16 protein-coding genes and 1 tRNA gene are annotated in these 19,726 nt (G+C 53.4%); 8 read left to right on the top strand and 9 right to left on the bottom strand.

From position 1 onward, the window contains the following. Positions 1 to 417: 417 nt before the first annotated feature. Positions 418 to 3,168, bottom strand: coding sequence for an alpha-1,6-glucosidase domain-containing protein (locus KDM89_RS16660; RefSeq protein ID WP_212689052.1), 2,751 nt, complete (start codon positions 3,166 to 3,168; stop codon positions 418 to 420). 198 nt (positions 3,169 to 3,366) lie between these two features. Here KDM89_RS16660 and KDM89_RS16655 point away from each other — a divergent pair, with 198 nt between their 5' ends. The 3 genes from KDM89_RS16655 to KDM89_RS16645 are packed head-to-tail and all read left to right on the top strand — an operon-like array spanning position 3,367 to position 6,980. After that, complete coding sequence (locus KDM89_RS16655) at positions 3,367 to 4,377, top strand: glucokinase (RefSeq protein WP_329604685.1); 1,011 nt, start codon at positions 3,367 to 3,369, stop codon at positions 4,375 to 4,377. A gap of 41 nt (positions 4,378 to 4,418) precedes the next feature. Then, on the top strand, positions 4,419 to 6,047 hold the full coding sequence (locus KDM89_RS16650; protein ID WP_212689050.1) for an alpha-glucosidase family protein: 1,629 nt from the start codon (positions 4,419 to 4,421) through the stop codon (positions 6,045 to 6,047). Positions 6,048 to 6,068: 21 nt separating this feature from the next. Next, positions 6,069 to 6,980: an alpha/beta hydrolase gene (locus KDM89_RS16645; RefSeq protein ID WP_212689049.1), complete on the top strand. Its 912-nt coding sequence runs from the start codon at positions 6,069 to 6,071 to the stop codon at positions 6,978 to 6,980. Positions 6,981 to 6,995: 15 nt separating this feature from the next. Here KDM89_RS16645 and KDM89_RS16640 read toward each other — a convergent pair whose 3' ends face one another. Continuing rightward, on the bottom strand, positions 6,996 to 7,655 hold the full coding sequence (locus tag KDM89_RS16640) for an energy-coupling factor ABC transporter permease (protein WP_212689048.1): 660 nt from the start codon (positions 7,653 to 7,655) through the stop codon (positions 6,996 to 6,998). Between the two features lie 78 nt (positions 7,656 to 7,733). Then, entirely contained in the window at positions 7,734 to 8,717 is a 984-nt protein-coding gene (ftrA, locus tag KDM89_RS16635; RefSeq protein ID WP_212689047.1) for a transcriptional regulator FtrA, read from the bottom strand. 102 nt (positions 8,718 to 8,819) lie between these two features. On the opposite strand from ftrA, the gene KDM89_RS16630 reads away from it, so the two are divergent. Further along, positions 8,820 to 9,236: a rhodanese-like domain-containing protein gene (locus KDM89_RS16630; RefSeq protein ID WP_212689046.1), complete on the top strand. Its 417-nt coding sequence runs from the start codon at positions 8,820 to 8,822 to the stop codon at positions 9,234 to 9,236. Between the two features lie 105 nt (positions 9,237 to 9,341). On the opposite strand, the gene KDM89_RS16625 is transcribed toward KDM89_RS16630, so the two are convergent. Both KDM89_RS16625 and KDM89_RS16620 read right to left on the bottom strand, forming a co-directional pair. Further along, entirely contained in the window at positions 9,342 to 9,929 is a 588-nt protein-coding gene (locus KDM89_RS16625) for a TetR/AcrR family transcriptional regulator (protein ID WP_212689045.1), read from the bottom strand. A gap of 772 nt (positions 9,930 to 10,701) precedes the next feature. Then, on the bottom strand, positions 10,702 to 11,424 hold the full coding sequence (locus tag KDM89_RS16620) for a FadR/GntR family transcriptional regulator (protein WP_230427924.1): 723 nt from the start codon (positions 11,422 to 11,424) through the stop codon (positions 10,702 to 10,704). A gap of 120 nt (positions 11,425 to 11,544) precedes the next feature. Here KDM89_RS16620 and KDM89_RS16615 point away from each other — a divergent pair, with 120 nt between their 5' ends. The 4 genes from KDM89_RS16615 (at position 11,545) to KDM89_RS16600 (ending at position 16,284) form a co-directional block, all read left to right on the top strand. After that, entirely contained in the window at positions 11,545 to 12,333 is a 789-nt protein-coding gene (locus KDM89_RS16615; RefSeq protein WP_212689044.1) for a (Fe-S)-binding protein, read from the top strand. 3 nt (positions 12,334 to 12,336) lie between these two features. Further along, on the top strand, positions 12,337 to 13,068 hold the full coding sequence (locus KDM89_RS16610; RefSeq protein ID WP_212689043.1) for a LutC/YkgG family protein: 732 nt from the start codon (positions 12,337 to 12,339) through the stop codon (positions 13,066 to 13,068). After that, entirely contained in the window at positions 13,065 to 14,510 is a 1,446-nt protein-coding gene (locus KDM89_RS16605) for a LutB/LldF family L-lactate oxidation iron-sulfur protein (RefSeq protein WP_212689042.1), read from the top strand. The genes KDM89_RS16610 and KDM89_RS16605 overlap by 4 nt, the downstream gene beginning before the upstream one ends. Before the next feature lie 88 nt (positions 14,511 to 14,598). Further along, entirely contained in the window at positions 14,599 to 16,284 is a 1,686-nt protein-coding gene (locus tag KDM89_RS16600; protein WP_212689041.1) for a lactate permease LctP family transporter, read from the top strand. A 145-nt stretch (positions 16,285 to 16,429) separates the two neighbouring features. Here KDM89_RS16600 and KDM89_RS16595 read toward each other — a convergent pair whose 3' ends face one another. The 4 genes from KDM89_RS16595 to miaA form a co-directional block, all read right to left on the bottom strand. Then, positions 16,430 to 17,122 carry a DUF3334 family protein gene (locus tag KDM89_RS16595; RefSeq protein WP_212689040.1) on the bottom strand — a complete coding sequence of 231 codons (693 nt, stop codon included), beginning with the start codon at positions 17,120 to 17,122 and terminating at the stop codon, positions 16,430 to 16,432. Between the two features lie 612 nt (positions 17,123 to 17,734). Further along, positions 17,735 to 17,811, bottom strand: a tRNA-Met gene (locus KDM89_RS16590). 89 nt (positions 17,812 to 17,900) lie between these two features. Continuing rightward, complete coding sequence (locus KDM89_RS16585) at positions 17,901 to 18,710, bottom strand: DUF6671 family protein (RefSeq protein WP_212689039.1); 810 nt, start codon at positions 18,708 to 18,710, stop codon at positions 17,901 to 17,903. Between the two features lie 4 nt (positions 18,711 to 18,714). After that, a complete protein-coding gene (miaA, locus tag KDM89_RS16580; protein WP_212689038.1) occupies positions 18,715 to 19,692 on the bottom strand; it encodes a tRNA (adenosine(37)-N6)-dimethylallyltransferase MiaA in 978 nt (325 codons plus the stop codon). Between the last annotated feature and the right edge of the window lie 34 nt (positions 19,693 to 19,726).

The following is a 19,726-nucleotide window of genomic DNA, read 5'->3' as shown; positions in this document are numbered from 1 at the left end:
TGATCTGGACGATTTTATGTCCGAGACCGTTCAGTAACGCGTACACAAGTATCGCGTGAAATGCGATGACCAGCCCTATGCCGAGAAACTTCTTGCCCGGCTCTTGCTGGCGATTTGAAAAATCCATTCCGACTGTCTCCTCAATCTAAGAACTCGAAGGCGCTAATAATAACCGCTGTTGAATAAAAATTTTCGTCTTCCTCCACAAAAGTTTTCATATTTTTTGTTATTAGCGTCAAATTTTTTCAAATATGAAAGAATTTTGCGCCAAATGTTTTCACGCTGATCAGTAAGTGCATTTCAAATAAAACAAGATTTTTCTTGCCTTGGATTGAATGAAAAATCACAGCGTGTTTGTGACATGATTTTTACACAAAATTACATCAGGATTTTCAACTTACCAAAGTAAAGTTCCGATTACTTTTGGTGCTGACTGGTAAAAACAACAACGCTCAAAGGCGGTAAGCTGAATTCATTTGTTTCGGCATTGAATTTCGCTTTATCACGTATCCGTACATCTCCGTGCTGTGTTGTTAAATGCGTGTTGTGTAAAGACCAGTTGGATGACGGCAAGCTGGTTAGGCTTGTCGTTATCATCTCTGTACTGAAATTGAAGAAGACCAGTAATGCAGGCTCCTGATGCGTTTGTTCACGCGGCTGTATCAGTAAACTAATGTGATCCGTTGCTGCAGGTGAAGAGGTCGGGAAGCTGAGCTGACTTTGTACATCCTGCGCAGTTTGCAGATGCAGCAGGCGACTTTGTTTGCGGATGTTCAGTAAATCGAGAAATGCTGCATGTGTCTGGCGTATATGACTTTCTGATGGACTCAGCGCAGAATTTTCCAGATGTCTGCTATATATAGTGTCGAAGCGCTGATTGTCGGCAGCCGGCGGTAAACCTGTACCAAAATGGTTGGTGCGCATGGTCCAGTCAATCCGGTTAAACCAGTCACCCGAGTTGTAGCTGTTTGCGTCCAGTGATTTGGAGCGCAGCAATTCGCTGCCCGCATGAAAATATGCAACCCCCTGACTGAAAATCGTGGTGGCAAGGCCGAGTATCTGGCGGTACACCCGTTCCTGCATGCCGGTGTTCGCCGGCAGTCTTAATACATTAATATCGAATAGCGTATGGTTATCGTGATTTTCGATGTAATTCACCGCTTCACCGGGATTTGCTGCATAACCTGCCGGTTGTCCGTTGTAGTTCAGACTGGATAAGTCCTGCCATCCGCCATCTGCTTTATGTAAACGGTAATGACTGAGTGTTCCGCTTAATCCGGCTTTTGTCAGATCAATTGCATGTTGCTGGCGACGTAATAATTCTGAGTCTTGTGCGCAATCTTTGCAGAGTTGCATATTCAGTAAGCCGCGTGAGTCTGTCAGGCTGTCTGCCGTATCACCGGTGCCGCCACCGCGCAGTGCATCGCGTGCACGGTCGCTGAACGTGCCAATGCCGGATCCGCTGAGCGAAAGCTGACTTGCCTGCACGAATCTGCGACTATCGGCAACCTCACCGAAGTTCCATCCTTCACCAATCAGCTGAACAGGGTGACCTGCTTCCGATTCAAGCCGTTCTTTAATAGCAGTCATCAGGGCTTTTGGCTGATGACCCATCAGATCAAACCGGAATGAATCGATTTTGTAGGCATTTGTCCATACCGATAAAGAGTCTGAAACCAGCTTGCCCATCATCAGATGCTCTGTGGCGGTATTGCCGCAAGGCTGACAAGTCGAATCTTCTACTTTTCCACTGTTGTTCAGCCGGTGGTAGTAGCCCGGAACGATGCGATCCAGTACGGATTGCGAGTGCTGACCACTGAAGGCGGTATGGTTATAAACGACATCCATGCCAACCCGTAAGCCAGCCTTGTGTAAAGCCATTACCATTTGGCGGAATTCAATAATGCGTCGTGCTGCGTCATCGGGATTCGTCGAATAACTGCCTTCCGGGCTGTTAAAGTGAAACGGATCGTAGCCCCAGTTGTAGCAATCGCTGGCAGCAGATTTCGCCTGTGCAATGCGGGCAGCAGGGCTGTTGCCGCTTGCGCGAATCTGTGGCGTTTTACAGTCTTTTTCCGGTACGGTGGCGAAGTCGAAAACCGGTAATAAATGCACATCGGTCATGCCCGCTTTTGCCAGCTCTTTTAGGTAACGGATGCCGTGGGATTTTTGTTCGGTAAATGCCAGAAATTTCCCGCGCCATGCCGGACGCACGCTGGTGTCGCTGACTGAAAAGTCGCGGACGTGCAATTCATAAATGCTCATATCAGCGAGATGCCGTACCGTGTCCGGTCTCGCCTGACTTTGCCAGCCGGCAGGCGTCAGTGCCGGGTCACTCAGGTCGGCGATGTAACTGCGTCTGGAATCTGCGTTCAGGCTGACAGAGTAAGGGTCAGTGACGCGATTCAGTACAACGCCGGTTCCCGGTACAAAGACTTCGGTAATGAATTGATAATACTGGCCGTTCAGTTTGCCATTCAGATGTGCGGACCAGATACCCGTTGCCTGGTCAGCTTGCATGGCTTGCACGCGATAGGCTGGTCTCTGATGGTCGGGATAGATGCATGCCCAGACTTTGCGGGCTGTTGGCGCCCATACACTTAACTGCGTATCTTTTTGAATCGCCGGGCCGAGTACTGCGCTGGCGGCACCGGCATACAGTTTGTCGAGTGCGCCAGGATGCTGAATATAGGTCAGATCCTCAATTCGCTGGTCTGCATCCGTCTTCACCAGTAGCAATTGCGTTTTCAGCAGAGCTTTGAGCTGATCCGCGCTGAATCCGGTCACAAACTCAACGCCACTGCCGGTGAATCGGAAGCGCGCATCCTGCGACACTTCGCTTGCAGGTGTCAGCGGAATTAATCGTGCTGTATTACTGATCTTTTCCCCGATGCTGAATTTCAGCGCTGCATTCTCAGACGATGCAAGAAAAAAATGTCCGCTATTGCTTTTGCCGGGCCAGCGCAGTCGCTCATCAGACAGCCAGTAGGCGCGTGCGTCACTGCGATGATCGGCAACCGGCTGAATGACCGTACTGATTTCAGTCTGATTGCACAACTGTAAATCCGGCTTGGCCGTCGCCGCATAGCTGAGGCCGCAATTCAGTGCTAAAGCGGCTGCAAAGTACAGGTGAGCGCTCTTATTGTTCTTAATGGTTGGATGCATCATATTTTAGGTAGTTGAACTACATAATGAGGCGTCACTAAGAGAAATTGTCTCCGTATCGTCTGAGTGCGCTGTATTTTCAACAGATTCTACAAGAAAAACGCGCGAAAGGTTAGACATGATTCTTGTATGAATGTAGTATTGCTACATTCTAAGAAGTTCGCAGAACTTGTTTCGTATAAAAACTGGAGTGAGACAACAGTGCAGAAATCCGACCCTCATGATTTCGGTGGTCCGCGTTTGCTGGCGGACATCGGTGGCACCAATGCACGCTTTGCACTGGAAACATCGCCGCATTGTTTTGAAGCGGTTCAGGTTCTCGCCTGCCGCGACTATCCTGATCTCGGGGCGGCGATTCAGGCTTATCTGAAACAAGTCTCACCAGTGCTTGCGGCGGGCGAAAGTATCCGCCATGCCGGTATCGCGATTGCGAACCCGGTCGTTGGCGATATCGTCAGCATGACTAATCATCACTGGAGCTTTTCGATTCGTGATCTGCAGCACACGCTGCAACTGGAAACGCTGAAAGTCGTTAATGATTTCACAGCGCTGGCAATGGCTTTGCCGCATTTGAGTGATGATGAAAAAGTGCAGATTGGTGGCGGGACAGCGCAAGCCGGTAAAGTAATCGGGCTGATCGGTCCCGGTACCGGACTCGGTGTGTCGGGCATTATTCCCAGCGGGCAGCGCTGGATTCCGCTGGCCAGCGAAGGCGGGCATGTCACGTATTCACCGGTAGATCATATTGAAACGGCGTTGCTGGAACGGATCTGGCGTGATTTCCCGCACGTGTCGGCGGAGCGGCTGATTTCCGGCATGGGCATAGAATTGCTGTATCGCGTATTGTCTGAAATGGCTGGCGCGGATGTCAGGGTTGCTTTGTCTGCGGCAGAGATTGCAGAGCGTGCCAGACTGGGAACCTGTGCGGTGGCATTGGAGACCGTCAACACCTTTTGCGGCATGCTCGGTACGGTCGCCGGTAATCTGGCAATGACACTGGGTGCAAATGGCGGAGTCTATATTGGCGGTGGCATTGTGCCGCGTCTCGGCGACTTATTTCATCAGTCACAGTTCCGCCAGCGCTTTGAAGCCAAGGGCCGTTTCTCCGGTTTTGTCGCACAAATACCGACTTTTCTGATTACGGCGGCGTATCCTGCATTTCTCGGGGTTTCCGTTATTCTGGATGAAGCGCTGTCCGGTCAGGCGGACTGAAAAATATCAGCACCATATAAACCAAAGATTAAGATTCCGATATGACTCTGCATTCGAAAGAAAGCCATTCGCAATGGTGGCGTGAATCCACGATTTATCAGATTTATCCGCGCAGTTTTGCTGACAGCAATGGGGATGGTATCGGCGATTTGCCGGGCATTACCGCAAAGCTACCGTATGTGGCATCGCTGGGTGTGGACATCGTCTGGATTTCGCCGTTTTTTAAATCGCCGATGGCAGATTTCGGATACGACGTTTCCGATTACTGTGATGTCGATCCGCTGTTTGGCACGCTGGACGATTTTGACTGTTTGCTGGAAAAGGCACATCAGCTCGGCCTGAAGATTATGATTGATCAGGTGCTGTCGCATTGCGCTGATCAGCATCCGTGGTTCGTCGAAAGTCGCCAGGATCGTACCAATCCGAAAGCCGACTGGTTTGTCTGGGCTGATCCTCAACCCGACGGTACACCGCCGAATAACTGGTTGTCAGTATTTGGCGGATCGTCGTGGCAATGGGATGCGCGCCGCCGTCAGTATTATCTGCATAATTTTCTGACCAGTCAGCCGGATCTGAATTTTCATAATCCACAGGTTCAGCAGGCATTGCTGGATGCGATGCGCTTCTGGTTAGCGCGTGGCGTTGACGGTTTCCGTCTCGATGCCTGCAATTTTCATTTCCACGACCGTGCTTTGCGCAGCAATCCGCCGGCAACGAAGCGTGATACCAAAACCGTACAGGACACCAATCCTTACGGCATGCAGGCGCATATTTACGATAAGACGCAGCCCGAAAATCTGGCGTTTTTACAGCGTGTGCGCAGCCTGTTGAATGAATACGGTGCGATTGCCATCGGTGAAGTCGGTGCCGACGATTCGCTGGTGGTGATGGCGGAATACACGGAAGGTGACGACAAACTGCATATGGCCTACAGCTTTAATCTGCTGACGCCATCGGTTACTGCGGGCTATATCCGCGAACAGGTAGAGCAGTATGAATCTCGTGTCAAAGGTGGCTGGGTTTCGTGGTCTGTCGGCAATCATGATGTTGCCCGTGTGATGTCGCGCTGGGGCGGGGCAGAGGCAACACCGGCATTTGCCAAAATGATGTACGCCATGCAAATGGCGTTGCGCGGAACACCGTGTTTATATCAGGGCGATGAACTGGGACTGACCGAAGCAGATATCGCGTTTGAAGATTTGCAAGACCCTTACGGCAAAACCTTCTGGCCGGAATTTAAAGGCCGTGATGGTTGCCGCACGCCGATGCCGTGGCAGGCTGCTGCGCCGTTTGCTGGTTTTTCAGAACAAAAGCCATGGCTGCCCGTACCCGCTGAACATTTACCGAAAGCAGCGGACCAGCAAGAGTCTGATCCTGAATCGGTACTGAATTATGTGCGTCATATTCTGCGCTGGCGTAAACAGCATGCAGTGTTGCTGCATGGTGATATCGCCTTTGTTGACGCGCCGGAACCGGTACTGGTTGTGCGCCGCACGCTGGGGCAGCAAGTCTTGTTTGCTGCCTTCAATTTGTCGGCTGAAAGCGTGACGCTGAATTTGCCGGAAATCGCAGCCACACAAACAATGGATGGCGTACATCTGCCAGCACAGCGTGATGGCGCGACACTGGTGTTGCCAGCCTGGGGTGGCTGGTTCGGACAAACTGCATAAAAACCGCAACGGAGACTACTGATGCGCCGCTTACTGACTGCACTATTTCTGCAATGGATGACATTGACGGCGCTGGCAGCAGATCCGCTGCCGTCCGTGGTCAGCGGCAGCATTGAGCGAATTGAATCGCTGAGTTCGCAGCATGTCAGCGCACGTCATATTGATGTGTGGCTGCCACCGGGTTTTGACCGCAAGCACCAGTATCCGGTGATTTATATGCATGATGGTCAGGCTTTGTTTGATCCGGCGGTGAACTGGAATAAACAAGCCTGGCAAATCGACCGCGTTGCAGGACAACTGATACAGGATGGCCAGATAGAACCGGCGATTATCGTCGGTATCTGGAATGCCGGCGCATTGCGTCCGGCGGAATATTTGCCGCAGCAGGCAATGCAATTCCTGCCGCAGGCTTTGCGGCAATCGCTGATGCAAACCCGTGGCTTGCCGGAACTGATGGCAGACCGTTATCTGAAGTTTCTGGTGGAAGAACTGAAGCCGGAAATTGAGCGGCGCTATCCGGTGCGTAAAGACGCGGCTTCAACGATGCTGATGGGTTCCAGCATGGGCGGTCTGATTTCCTTGTATGCGATGAGTGAGTATCCGCAGGTATTCGGCGCGGCGGCCTGCTTATCAACCCACTGGGTTGGTATATTCGAACAAAACGCTTCTGTTCCGCTGGCTTTGTTCCGGTACTGGTCCGGCAAACTGCCGGACGCTGCTACGCACCGGCTGTATATGGATTACGGCACTGAAACGCTGGACGCACTTTATCCGGTACATCAGCAGTTTTTTGATGTGCTGGCAAAAGAAAAAGGCTATACCGGTGAGCGTTATCTGAGCCGTGCATTTCCCGGTGCTGCGCATACTGAAACCGACTGGTCGGTGAGGTTGTCCGTGCCGCTGCGTTTTTTACTCGGCAAACAAAAGAGTTAAAAAAACTGAAGCCGATTACTTACCGCGCAGATACAGATTGTCATCGAAAGTTTGCAGCCAGTCTGGGCGGTACACAGCAAAAATTGTGACCAGAAATCCGACCAGAAATGCTTCGCCCCATGCCAGCAATAGCATGTAGGCTACGGCGTCGGTTGGTAGCGCGGCCTCGGGGAACAGCAAATGACGCAGCAACACCGTGCACAGGCCTGCACTGGCATTCACCAGTAATGCGCCGAAGAAGCCATTGCCGAACAAGTAAATAAACATATGATGCGGCAGATACTGCTGCGTTTTTTTCAGCAGCAAATCACTGAGCCAGCACGGAATCACCGCCAGTAAAAGAATATTCGCACCGAGATTCAGCCAGCTGCCATCGTATTCAAAGGTGTACAGCGCCACCGCAATGCTGATGCCGGTAATTGCCAGATTGCGCCCGAACATCAGGCAGAACAGCGCCACGCCGCTTAAATGTAAATGCAGATCCGGCAGCACCGGCACCCGCATGCGCCATACCAGTACCAGCACAATAATGCTGGCACACCACGCAGAAAACAGTGTCGGCACTTCCAGTTGTGCTTTACGCAAAGAATGCAATGCATGCAGCAGCGCAAGCACAGCCGGACCGGCAAGCATCAGCGCCCAGAACGGGCTGACAGAACTGTAAAAAATTCCCATGATTTTTTCTCCCGGCTTGCTTATAGCATAGACCCGCCGGAAGAAATTTGCAGTGACGCATATGGGATTTAAAACTATTCAAACAATTTGCTGACCGGCGTTTTCATTGCTTGCCAGTCCGAATTGCTGGCGGTAACGGGAAGGGCTGCAATGTACCCATTGCCGGAAATGATGGCGCATGCTTTCTTCTGAGCCAAAGCCACAGTGTTCAGCAATACGTGTCAGCGGTAAGCTGGTTTCCTCCAGCAATTCACAGGCGCTGGCAATGCGCTCCCGTGTCAGCCAGACCATCGGTGACATGCCGGTACTGTCTGTGAACTGGCGTTGCAGCGTGCGTACACTGACAGCAGCCAGATCTGCCATGCTGCTCAGTGTATAAGGCTTGCCCGGTGCTGCCCGTATCGTGCGCATTAGCGTTTGCAACGCACCGGCACCGTCCGGCAGCACCGGGCGCGGTAAATACTGGGCTTGACCGCCGTCACGGTGACCGGAAACCACCATGCGCCGCGCGACCAGATTTGCAATTCTGTCGCCATGATCCTTGCGGATCAGATGCAGCAGCATATCGATGCCTGCTGCCGATCCCGCCGAAGAAATGATCTGCCCTTCATCGACATACAGCACATTTTCATTCACCCGTATTTCGGGAAATCGCTGTTGCAGGATGCCGGTATAACGCCAGTGCGTTGTGGCGGTTTTTCCATCCAGTAAACCTGCCGCCGCGAGCACGAATACGCCGGAACAAATCGATGCAATCCGGGCGCCGCGTGCCGCCGCTGCCTGTAATGCAGCTACCAATTCTGCCGGTACCGGCACATGCACACCCTGCCAGCCGGGAATCAGAATCGTGTCTGCCTTTTCCAGTAAGCGCAGATCGTGCTCGCACTGAATTTGCAAACCACCTGCAGCCCGCATGTTACCGGGCGTCATACTGCAGACTGCAAACTGATACCAGTCCGTTTGCAGTTCCGGCCGGTGCAGGGCGAACACTTCGGTCACGCAGCCGAACTCAAATGTACATAAGCCCTCATAGGCCAGCGCTGCAACAAGATGATTTTTCATGGCGTTATCTTAACGCAGATTGACGTATACGCCAGTGGTGCCTAGGGCGCTTTCACGGCAAAGTGATGCCTGTTCTTACACACAAAGTCAGAAAGGAAAAACATGTCACTGGTCACCGATGTTGCTGCTGCAGACAGTACCCGCGCGCTGGCGCATTTTTCTGCAATGCTGGAATGGGAAACCGATTGCTGGGATGTGCATGATGCAATCAGCAGCGGGCAGCAGGATTTTGTACTGCTGGATGTGCGCAGTCATGCTTTATACGACGCTGGTCATGTGCCGGGAGCGGTCAGCTTGCCGCACAAAAAGATCATCGCCGGAACGATGAAAAAATTTCCGGAAGGTAGTCTGTTCGTCGTTTACTGTGCAGGGCCGCACTGCAATGGTGCAATTCGTGCCGCGATTCGTCTGGCAGAACTGGGTTTGCCGGTCAAAACCATGCCAGGCGGCATCACCGGCTGGCTGGATGAAGGATTTGCGCTGGAAAAAGCTAATACAACCGGTGCAGAGAGCATCTGACCACCAGCCTGATGCATGAAAACAAAAAAGCGATACAGGAGTGCTGTATCGCTTTTTCTGTAACCGCAAATCGTCTGACTTGCAGCGTATCTGCTGATCAGTTCATCAACTGGCCAGCAAATGCATAGAAGCGCCAACCGCTTGCTGGCTGGTTTTGCTGAAGCTGCCTTTGCCTTCGGTCAGCCAGCGCGCCATGATGCGGTGCAGACTGCCCATCAGCATATCCAGCAGTACATCCGCCGGCAGATCGCGGTTAATTTTTTTCGCTTTCTGGCCGTTTTCAATCGCGCTGCGAATGGCAGACCAGACTTGCATCTGCACCGAATCCTGCTCGCTGATCCAGTAAGACACCGGAATGTTGAGGAAAACGATACGGGCCACAACAGGATTTTTGCCGTAAAAACGGCACCAGGCCTGCAGCATGGCTTCGATCTGTTCGGCAGGTTTGCTGAATTTACGTGCTGCCGTCAGTGCAGCATTGTTCAGCTTTTCCATATCGCTGCGGATGCAGGCGAACAGCATCATTTCTTTGCTGCCAAAGTATTTATAGATCGTCTGAGGGCTGACGCGGGCTTCCTGGCAAATTTGCCGGATGCCGACATCATTAAACGGATTTTCGGCGAACATACTTAAAATCGTACGCCGCAGATTCTCCAGAGTCGCCTCCTCGATCACGCGTTTATCGGTAGTCATTGTTTTTATTAATTTCAGTAGTTAAAAGTACTCCACACTCTTGACCCCCGAATCCTGCGCAAACGTTTTCCTTTGCCGCCGTCAGCATGCACATAGTGAGATGAACGGAAAGGAAAGTGGATTTGCCCCGGAGCTCGGGGACGGTGCTTTGGACAGCGACCGGCGGACAGAGTTCACCGGAAGCCGGGGCCGACAGAAGGATACTCCTGATCAGAACTATTGTCTGCCAGCAATTTGTAGCAAAGTTTATGCCCGTAATTTCAGGTACTAAAAAGTTTTTGTTTTTTTTGCATGTCAACTGTGTATCGATGTTGCCGTATCTGCAAAAGACGACAGCGCATTCCGTCGGGCAGACTCAACTGAAAGAACAAGCGATGCTTTCTCGCTGTGCGCGCACATTCTGTACCGAAGACGCGGCAACGGTGATCTTTTGCAGAATGGCTTTCAGGCAGCCGGAAATGCCTGAAATAGCCTCAAATGCGGTGTTCAGCATACCGATCTGGCGGTCGTCGGCAGAAAGTCTGGTTGTCCGGAAAAGTGAAATGACGAAGTTTGCACAGCAGCACTGGCTGGCAGGTATCTGGTCTGAGTATGAGTGCTAGTGCTTCGCTGGCGGGGCGGGCAGGTTGTGACACAGTGTTGTTTGCAGATCAGGAATGCTGAAAGTTGTGCGGGGTTTGCGTGAAAAAATCTTCACCATGCATGAAAAACAGCAGAAAAGTTGCCTTCCATAACAACTGGTTCAACCAGTTTTCCGGCGTTCGACAGTGCTTCAGTTGTCACCTTCCTGCTGTTCCAGCATACGGCTGCGGGCGTAGTCGATGTGGGCTTGCATGGCGGTACGCGCTTCTTCGCTGCGTCCGGCGCATATCATGTCGCAGACGTTTTTGTGCTGCAGAAATAACTGATCAGACACCACCGCATCCTGCTGACGCAGACCGAGTCCATACACCGTGATATGTTCGCGCAGCATGGAAATCATGCTGGTTTGCAGATGCAGGAACATCACATTGTGCGACGCCAGCGCAATCGCTTCATGCAGGCGGGCATCGGCGCTGGCTTCGGCATTCATATCGCCGCGAATACGGGCGGCTTCCAGCTCTGCCAGTAATTCGCGCAGTTTTTGTTTATCGGCTTCGGTCGCGCGTTGTGCGGCAAAGTAAGCGGTTGCACCTTCTAATACGCGGCGGAATTCCAGAATGTCCTGACGCAATGCAGGATGATCGGACAATAACTGATTCCACGGCGACGACTGACCACCGCGCAAATGGCTGGTTGCATACACACCGGCACCGGCTTTGACGCGCAACAGGCTGCGTGCCTCAAGTCGCTGTATCGCTTCGCGCACGGTATTGCGTGACACGCCGAATTCTTCTGCAAGTTGACGTTCCGAAGGCAGGCGGCAACCCGCCGGATAGCTGCCGTCCAGCAGGGCGGTTTCCAGCGATCGCATGATGTCTTCAGCGCGTCCGGGATGGCGGGATTGGGGTTTCATCGCATTTCACCTTTACTGGTTCAACCAATTTGTCGTTCAGCCTCAGCGCTTGCGATTATACGCATTCGCAGCCGCCCAGAGCCTGCAAACAAAGATGAAAAGAATAAGGGGGAGATCAATATGGACCAGCGTGCCTATCCGCCGGTGCCGGAACAGGTGTATCTGTTCGGGACCTGTCTGATTGATATGTTTGTGCCGGAAGCCGGTGTCGATGCGGTATTTTTACTGCAGCAGGCAGGCTTGCGCGTGCATTATCCCCAGCAACAAAGCTGCTGCGGTCAGCCCGCTTACAGCAGCGGCAATCCGCAGCAAGCCAGAGAAGTGGCGCGTGCGCAGCTGGATTTGTTTGCGCAACCGTGGCCGGTCGTTGTGCCTTCCGGCTCCTGCGCGGGCATGATGCGTCATCACTGGCCGGCTTTATTTGCTGACGAGCCGGAATGGCATGCCAAAGCACTGGCACTGGCTGAGCGCGTGTTTGAACTGACCGAATTTTATCTGCATGTGCTGCAGCAACCACTGCCACAACCACAAAGCAGCAACAGCATTCCGGTGGAACATCTGGCCTTACATACATCCTGCGCTGCGCGCCGTGAAATGGGAACCCGTTTGCATGGCGTGGAAGTGCTGAACCGCCTGCCGGGCATTGCGTTGAAAGAACATGTACGTGAATCCGAATGCTGCGGTTTCGGCGGCACGTTTTCGCTGAAACATCCGGATATTTCCGGTGCGATGGTGCAGGACAAACTGGCGGCGATTCGTGCCACCGGTTGCGATGGCGTCGTCACTGCCGATTGCGGCTGCATGCTGAATCTGCGTCATACCGCAGAATTTCAGCAGCAACCAATACGCATCGAACACATGGCCAGCTTCTTACGCCGCCGTCTGTTCGGCACGACAGGAAAGGAATAAGCCATGTCTGCCCGTGATGCGATTCTGAATAAACTCAAAGTAAGCCAGCAGCCATCCGGCGCTGCGCAACCTGTGGCTTTACACACAGCCGAAGCATTGTGCGCGCAGATCGATGCGCATTTTGATGCACGTCGCGCAGAAGTGTCACACGCTGAATTACTGCAGCAAATGCAGCAAGCCTTACAGGCATTGCAGGCAACGGTATTTTGCGCAAGCGTGCAGGACTGGCCGCAGCAACTGGCGCAGCAATGTCAGCAAGGTGGCGTGAGATCTTTATTGCTGGCGAATGATGGCGACGAATGCCGCGCTTTGTCAGTGGCTTTGCAATCGGCTGATGCGCAGATCGTTACACGTCACTATCCGGCCACGGTTGATGACTGGCAGGATGTGTTGTTTCATCAGACGGATGCCGGTTTTACCGTGGTTGACGCAGGTATTGCTGTGACCGGTACGCTGATCGTGCGCTCTTCGCCACAGCAACCGCGTACTGCATCGCTGGTGCCGCCACTGCATATTGCACTGGTGTATGCCAGCACTTTATATGCCGACATGCATCAGGCCATGCGTGCTATGAACTGGGCAGAGGCGATACCATCGAATCTGGTGATGATTTCCGGCCCGTCGAAAACGTCCGATATTCAGCAGACGCTGGCCTTTGGCGCACATGGTCCGCGCTGGCTGCAAGTCTGGCTGATTGATGATCTGAACGAAGTGCGTCACGGAGGTGCAGCATGAGCGCGCAAACGCTGCATTTCGTTCCCAGCGCCGACTTCCGCAGCCGCACTGCCGAAGCGGTCAGTGATCCGCAACTGCGTCGCAGTTTCCGTGGCGCGATGGATTTTTTGCAGGGCAAGCGCTCGGCGCAATTTCCGGATGCGAATGAGCTGGAAGCCTTACGCACACTGGGCGAAGCCGTGCGTCAGCATGCGCTGCAAAACCTGCCGCAATTGCTGGAACAACTGGAACAGAATCTGACACGTAACGGTGTGCAAGTGCACTGGGCGCGTGATGCCGCAGAAGCGAATCAACTGGTGCTGCAAATTGCACAGCGTGCCGCTGCGAAAAAAGTGATCAAGGGAAAATCCATGGTCAGCGAAGAAGTGGAACTGAACCACTTTCTGGCGCAGCACGGAATCTCTTGCCTGGAATCCGATATGGGCGAATACATCGTGCAAATGGCCGATGAAAAGCCGTCGCATATCGTGATGCCTGCAATTCATAAAACCAAAGAAGAAATCGGTCAGCTGTTCAGTGAACATATTCCTGATACTGCTTACACCACCGATGTCGATACCCTGATTCAGACCGGTCGCCGCGCCTTGCGCCAGGCATTCATCGATGCGGATATAGGTTTGTCCGGTGTGAACTTTGCCGCCGCCGATACCGGTACTTTGTGGCTGGTGGAAAACGAGGGCAATGGTCGTTTATCGACCACCATTCCGCGTGTGCATATCGCCATGATGGGCATGGAAAAAGTAGTGGCGCAGCTGGCGCACATCGTACCGCTGGCCAGTCTGCTGACCCGTTCTGCCACCGGTCAGGCCATCACCACGTATTTCAATCTGATTTCCGGACCGCGTCGCGCCGGTGAAAAAGACGGACCGCAGGAAGTGCATCTGGTGCTGCTGGATAACGGCCGCTCACAAGCCTATGCCGATGCGCAACTGCGCAGCACGCTGCAATGTATTCGTTGCGGTGCCTGCATGAACCATTGTCCGGTCTATGCCCGTATCGGTGGTCATGCTTACGGCACGACGTATCCGGGACCAATCGGCAAAATTATTTCTCCGCATTTGCTGGGGCTGGATGCGACGGCAGATCTGGCAACCGCCTCGACCTTGTGCGGCGCCTGCGCTGAAGTTTGCCCGGTCAAAATTCCGATTCCCGATCTCCTGATTCGCCTGCGCAATGAAGCCAGCCGGCATCCGGACGAGCAAGTCAGCCATGCGCTGAAAGGGCAGGGCGCACTGTATTCGCGCAGCGAAAAATGGGCGTGGAAATTCTGGAGCGGCGCTTACTCGAAACCAGGGCGCTATCAAAGCATGCGCTGGCTGGTAACACGTCTGCGCTGGCTGACACCGGCACAGCAGGCAGGCTGGACCCGCCACCGTACCGCGTTGCGACCAGCGGCGCGCAGTCTGGCGGAGTTACTGAAAGCGCAGGGCATACCGGAATAAGTTTTGTATTACCCGCAGCCTGAACAACACTCGTCACGAAGTGTCAGGCTAAAGCATCTTATTTGATTAATTAACAGGAGGAGACGCAATGCAAGCCTGGAGTCAGATTTACACACCGCTCGGCAGCTTATGGCTGTCAGCACTGGTGGCAGCGATACCGATTATTTTCTTTTTTATCGCGCTCGCTATTTTCCGTATCAAAGGTCACGTAGCAGCAGCGATTACGCTGGCGCTGGCGATGGTGATTGCGATTGCTGCTTACGGCATGCCGGTGCAGCAAGTGCTGGCCGCTGGTTTATACGGTTTTGCTTACGGTATGTGGCCGATTGCGTGGATTATTATTACCGCCGTTTTCCTGTACAAAATCGTCGTGAAAACCGGTCAGTTCGAAGTGATTCGCGCTTCGGTCTTGTCGATTACGGATGACCAGCGTTTGCAAATGCTGCTGATCGGCTTTGCTTTCGGCGCTTTCCTTGAAGGTGCGGCAGGCTTTGGTGCGCCGGTGGCGATTACCTCTGCATTGCTGGTTGGTCTCGGCTTTAATCCGCTGTACGCAGCCGGGTTGTGTCTGATTGCGAATACCGCGCCGGTGGCGTTTGGTGCGATGGGTATCCCGATTATCGTTGCAGGTCAGGTCACGGGTATCGACGCTTTCCACATCGGTGCGATGGCTGGCCGTCAATTACCTTTGTTATCCCTGTTTGTACCGTTCTGGCTGGTCTGGATGATGGATGGCATGAAAGGTGTCAGAGAAACCTGGCCGGCAGCGCTGGTGGTGGGTGGCAGCTTCGCCGTGACCCAGTATTTCACGTCGAATTACATCGGCCCTGAATTGCCGGATATTACTTCCGCGCTGGTCAGTCTGGTATGTCTGACTGGTTTCCTGAAAGTCTGGCAGCCTGCGTCCTCCCGTCAGGTGCAATCTGTAGGCGGCGGTGCTGCAGCGCTGAGCATGGGCGGTGGCGGTGCACCGGTTCGCCGTCAACCTTCTCCGTATTCCACTGCACAAACGATTCGTGCATGGGCACCGTTCGGTTTGCTGACACTGATCGTCACCATCTGGAGCCTGAAACCGTTCAAAGATTTGTTTGCGGCGAAAGGTGCGCTGGCATGGACGGTACTGAAATTCCCGGTTGCCGGTCTGGATAAACTGGTGCTGAAAACCGCGCCGATTGTGACCAGCCCGAAACCGTATGAAGCGGTATTGAAACTGGACCTGTTGTCTGCTGTTGGTACGGCGATTCTGATTACCGCGATTCTGTCAGCCATTCTGCTGAAGCTGAAACCGGCAGAAGCGGTCAAAGCCTTCTTTGAAACCGTCGTTGAACTGAAACGTCCGGTATTGTCGATTGGTCTGGTGCTGGCGTTTGCGTTTGTTGCCAATTACTCTGGTATGTCCTCTACGCTGGCCTTGTTGCTGGCAGGTACTGGCGCAGCATTCCCATTCTTCTCGCCTTTCCTCGGCTGGCTGGGTGTGTTCCTGACCGGTTCAGATACATCGTCGAATGCCTTGTTCTGCTCACTGCAAAACACCACAGCACATCAGATCGGCGTGTCCGATACGCTGCTGGTAGCTGCGAATACCACAGGTGGCGTGACCGGTAAGATGATTTCTCCGCAGTCGATCGCTGTGGCTTGTGCCGCGACAGGTCTGGTGAACCGTGAATCTGAACTGTTCCGCTTCACGCTGCGTCACAGCCTGTTCTTTGCGGTGGTGGTCGGTATCATCACGCTGATTCAGGCTTACTGGCTGACCGGTATGATTCCGGGCTGATCAATAATATCAAGGTGGTTTGCGCCCGGTGTCTCCTCACCGGGCGTTTTTTTATCCGCTGCAATGTAAAACGTAAAAACGTAAAGAAGTAAAAACGGCAGCCGCAGCTGCCGTTTTGCTTTTTGCTTGTGCAATCGGTATCGGATTACATACCGAGCGAACGCAGCAATTCATCGGAATCCGCATCCAGTGCATCCGATACCGGCTCGGACACTGCTGCAGGTTGCTGCTGTTGCTGTTCCAGCAGCGCATCCGGGTCCAGTACCTCATTTGCATCAAATTCGCGCAGTTTGATGAATTCGGTATGGTCGATCGCCAGTTCCAGATAAAAGATATTGTTCTTTTCTGTGAAGAAGGAAACGCGGCGGAATTCAGGTTTGTCCAGCGCTGTATCCACGCTCAGTGTCACCTGCTTGTTCAGTACCAGCATTTTAGGCTGGTTTTGCGTGATATTGGTTTGCAGCTCACGGCGTACTTTGCCGGTGAAGTCACCGACGATCTGATTCATCAGTTCGCCGAGGATGTTCGATACTTCATCCGAGGTGAATGAGGTTGCCAGCTCAGAGCGCGGCATACCCATGTTCAGCATGTATTTTTCGTAAATTTCCAGTGCGGTATCACCGTCAAAATTCAGCACCACGAGGCCGGAAAAGCCGCCGTCAAACAAGACGAAACAACCGATATCCGGTTTCAGGCCGATTTTGGTAATACGCTGCACCATGGCAGAGAAATGCAGTTTGCTCTGTGTTGCGACATTCAGCACACGGACTACCGAGTTGCACAGACTGGTCAGCACATCTTCCGTGCCATAAACGACACCGCGTTCTTCAGGGGTCATGAAATACTCCGTTGATAACAAAACAAGACCGGGGTGGCGGCCTGATCAGAGCGCCGGAAGGCGGGCCGGATCGCAACCCCGATAAAAGCAGGTTAATTGCCCTGCGGAATATTGCAAGGATATGTAAGCCACGCGCTGCTGTCTATCAGTTTGCGCTGAATAAACAGTAAAGCTTGCGATTGACGAGAAAAATACCGCAAATTCGCCGCAATGCCCGCTGTCAGGCGACAGGAAAACTCATACGGGCAGTGATCCGGCGAGGGAATACATTACGCAGAAATCGTCATTTGCGATTTCCGGACGACCAGTAAATCCGCCGACGACCGCCAGGGTGCTGTGCTGAACACCGCATTTGAGGCATTTTCGAGCTGAAAACGGGGCAAGTCTGATGGCTGACAGGCGTAAAGGAAAATCATGCAGGCAAGGGGGGGGGCGTAGCCTGCACGGAATCAGTGGCGTTGACCTTGGCGTTCCGGTGCAATGCGCGGAGCGGGATTGTGCTGCGCAGGTTCTGCAGCTGGCTTTGGGCTGACAAAGGGGGGGGCTGACAGGGAATTCAGATCGCTAAAAGCCAAAAAACCGCTAAGGCTTGCGCGCTTAGCGGTTTGAATCTGGTGGTGATAGGTGGACTTGAACCACCGACCCCAGCATTATGAGTGCTGTGCTCTAACCAACTGAGCTATATCACCGAGAGACCAAGATTATGACGATTTGACCCGCGAGTGTCAAGCCTTAGCCTGCAAAAACCTTCAGCGTATCGAATAATCCGTTTTTTGTTTCAAGGATTGCAATCTTCGCATTGCGATGCGGGTACATGGTTGCGGATGCTTTGTTCTTCGCTGTGGCCGCACAACGGGCAAGCCATACGGCGCGCACGGGCAGCCTGTGTTGCGGCTCCGCATTCTTCACACAAAGCGCCCGGTACCAGCGCTACCGCGCCAAAACCCGCAGCCTGACAGGCTGGACAGACCGCAGCCAGTCTTTGCGCCATCGCTTCAGCCGCTTGCCGTATCATCGCGTGGCGTGAAGGATTGCGGTGTGCCCGCATATCGGTTTCCAGCCAGACGGCACCGGTTTCCGCGATGATGGCTTCGATGGTGGCTTTTAATATGGCGGGATCGCGGATTTCTTTATCAAACCACGGCTCTTCAGCCCGGCCAACGATGATGCCATGTTCAGGAAAGCCTGCACGCTGCACAAATTGCCATGCCTGTTCGCCAGTATCGGCTTCCAGTTGCGCGTAGTTGGTCAGCGGTCCCTGTGCTGCTGCATGAACTGCATAATTTTTTTCGGCATCCCAGATTGCCAGCACTTCGGTATTCCATGCGCTGACACCCATATACGGATCCGGCCCGAAACTGCCTTCGCTGCCCAGACCAAAGCGTGCGCCGTGATGCTGCGCTGCCAGCCGTGCTTTTTCAATGGCGGTATTCACCTGCGTATCAAAGCGTTTCACATCACCGGTAAAGGTGCCGAGGTGGTCGGTATCCAGAAAACGGGTTTCCCTGATTTCATAGCCCAGCGACGCCAGCACCGGCGCCACAATGGCAGCTTTGTCATGCTGGGTCAGAAAATAAACGGTTTCCATCAGTTCAGCCTGCCTGCTGAGTTCGCAGATATTGCATGGTCAGTTGCAGGATGGCTTCCTGCGCGCCGGCCTGCAAGCCATCAACCACTTGCCGGTCTGGCATAGAGCGCAGCCAGGTAATCTGGCGTTTGGCTAACTGACGGGTTGCGATAATGCCGCGCTCGCGCATGGTGTCGTAGTTGTATGTGCCATCCAGATATTCCCAGACCTGACGGTAACCGACACAGCGTATCGATGGTAAATCTGAATGCAGATCGCCGCGTGCGCGCAGCTTTTCCACTTCTTCAATAAAGCCCTGTTCCAGCATCTGATCAAAGCGCAGCGCAATCCGTGCATGCAGCGCGGCGCGGTCTTCCGGTTCCAGTGAAATCGTCAGCATAGGAAAATCCGGTTCGCGCGGACCTTGCTGCGCGAGCAGCGCCGACATTGGTTTGCCGGTTAAATGCCAGACTTCCAGTGCGCGTTGTATGCGCTGACTGTCATTCGGTGCCAGCCGCGCTGCCGTGACCGGATCTACACTTGCCAGCCGTGCATGTAACCCGGGCACGCCGATACGTTCCGCTTCTTCATCCAGTTGCTGACGTAAAGCCGGATCGGCGCCGGGCAAATCATCCAGACCATTACGCAGTGCATTGAAATACATCATGGTGCCGCCGACCAGCAAAGGCAGTCTGCCGCGTGCATGGATTTCCTGTACCAGCCGTGCCGCGTCCTTGCGGAATTGCGCTACCGAGTAAGCGTCACGCGGATCAATAATGTCGATCAGATGATGCGGAGCGCTGGCTAGCTCTTCGGCATTCGGTTTCGCGGTGCCGATATCCATTTCGCGATATACCAGTGCGGAATCAACCGAAATAATTTCGCAGGGCAGGGCGCGCGCAATCGCCAGCGCCGCCGCCGTTTTGCCGGAAGCCGTCGGGCCCATCAGTGCTACCGCGCGGGCAAACGAAGAATTGTTGACTACATCAGAAACAGCATTCATACAGATTAATGAGTTGGCTGACAGATCAGTAACT

The sequence above is a fragment of the Cognatundibacterium luofuense genome (assembly GCF_018139685.1).
In the GTDB taxonomy this organism is placed as follows: domain Bacteria; phylum Pseudomonadota; class Gammaproteobacteria; order Burkholderiales; family Burkholderiaceae_D; genus Undibacterium; species Undibacterium luofuense.
This window is presented reverse-complemented; position numbering and strand designations above follow the sequence as displayed.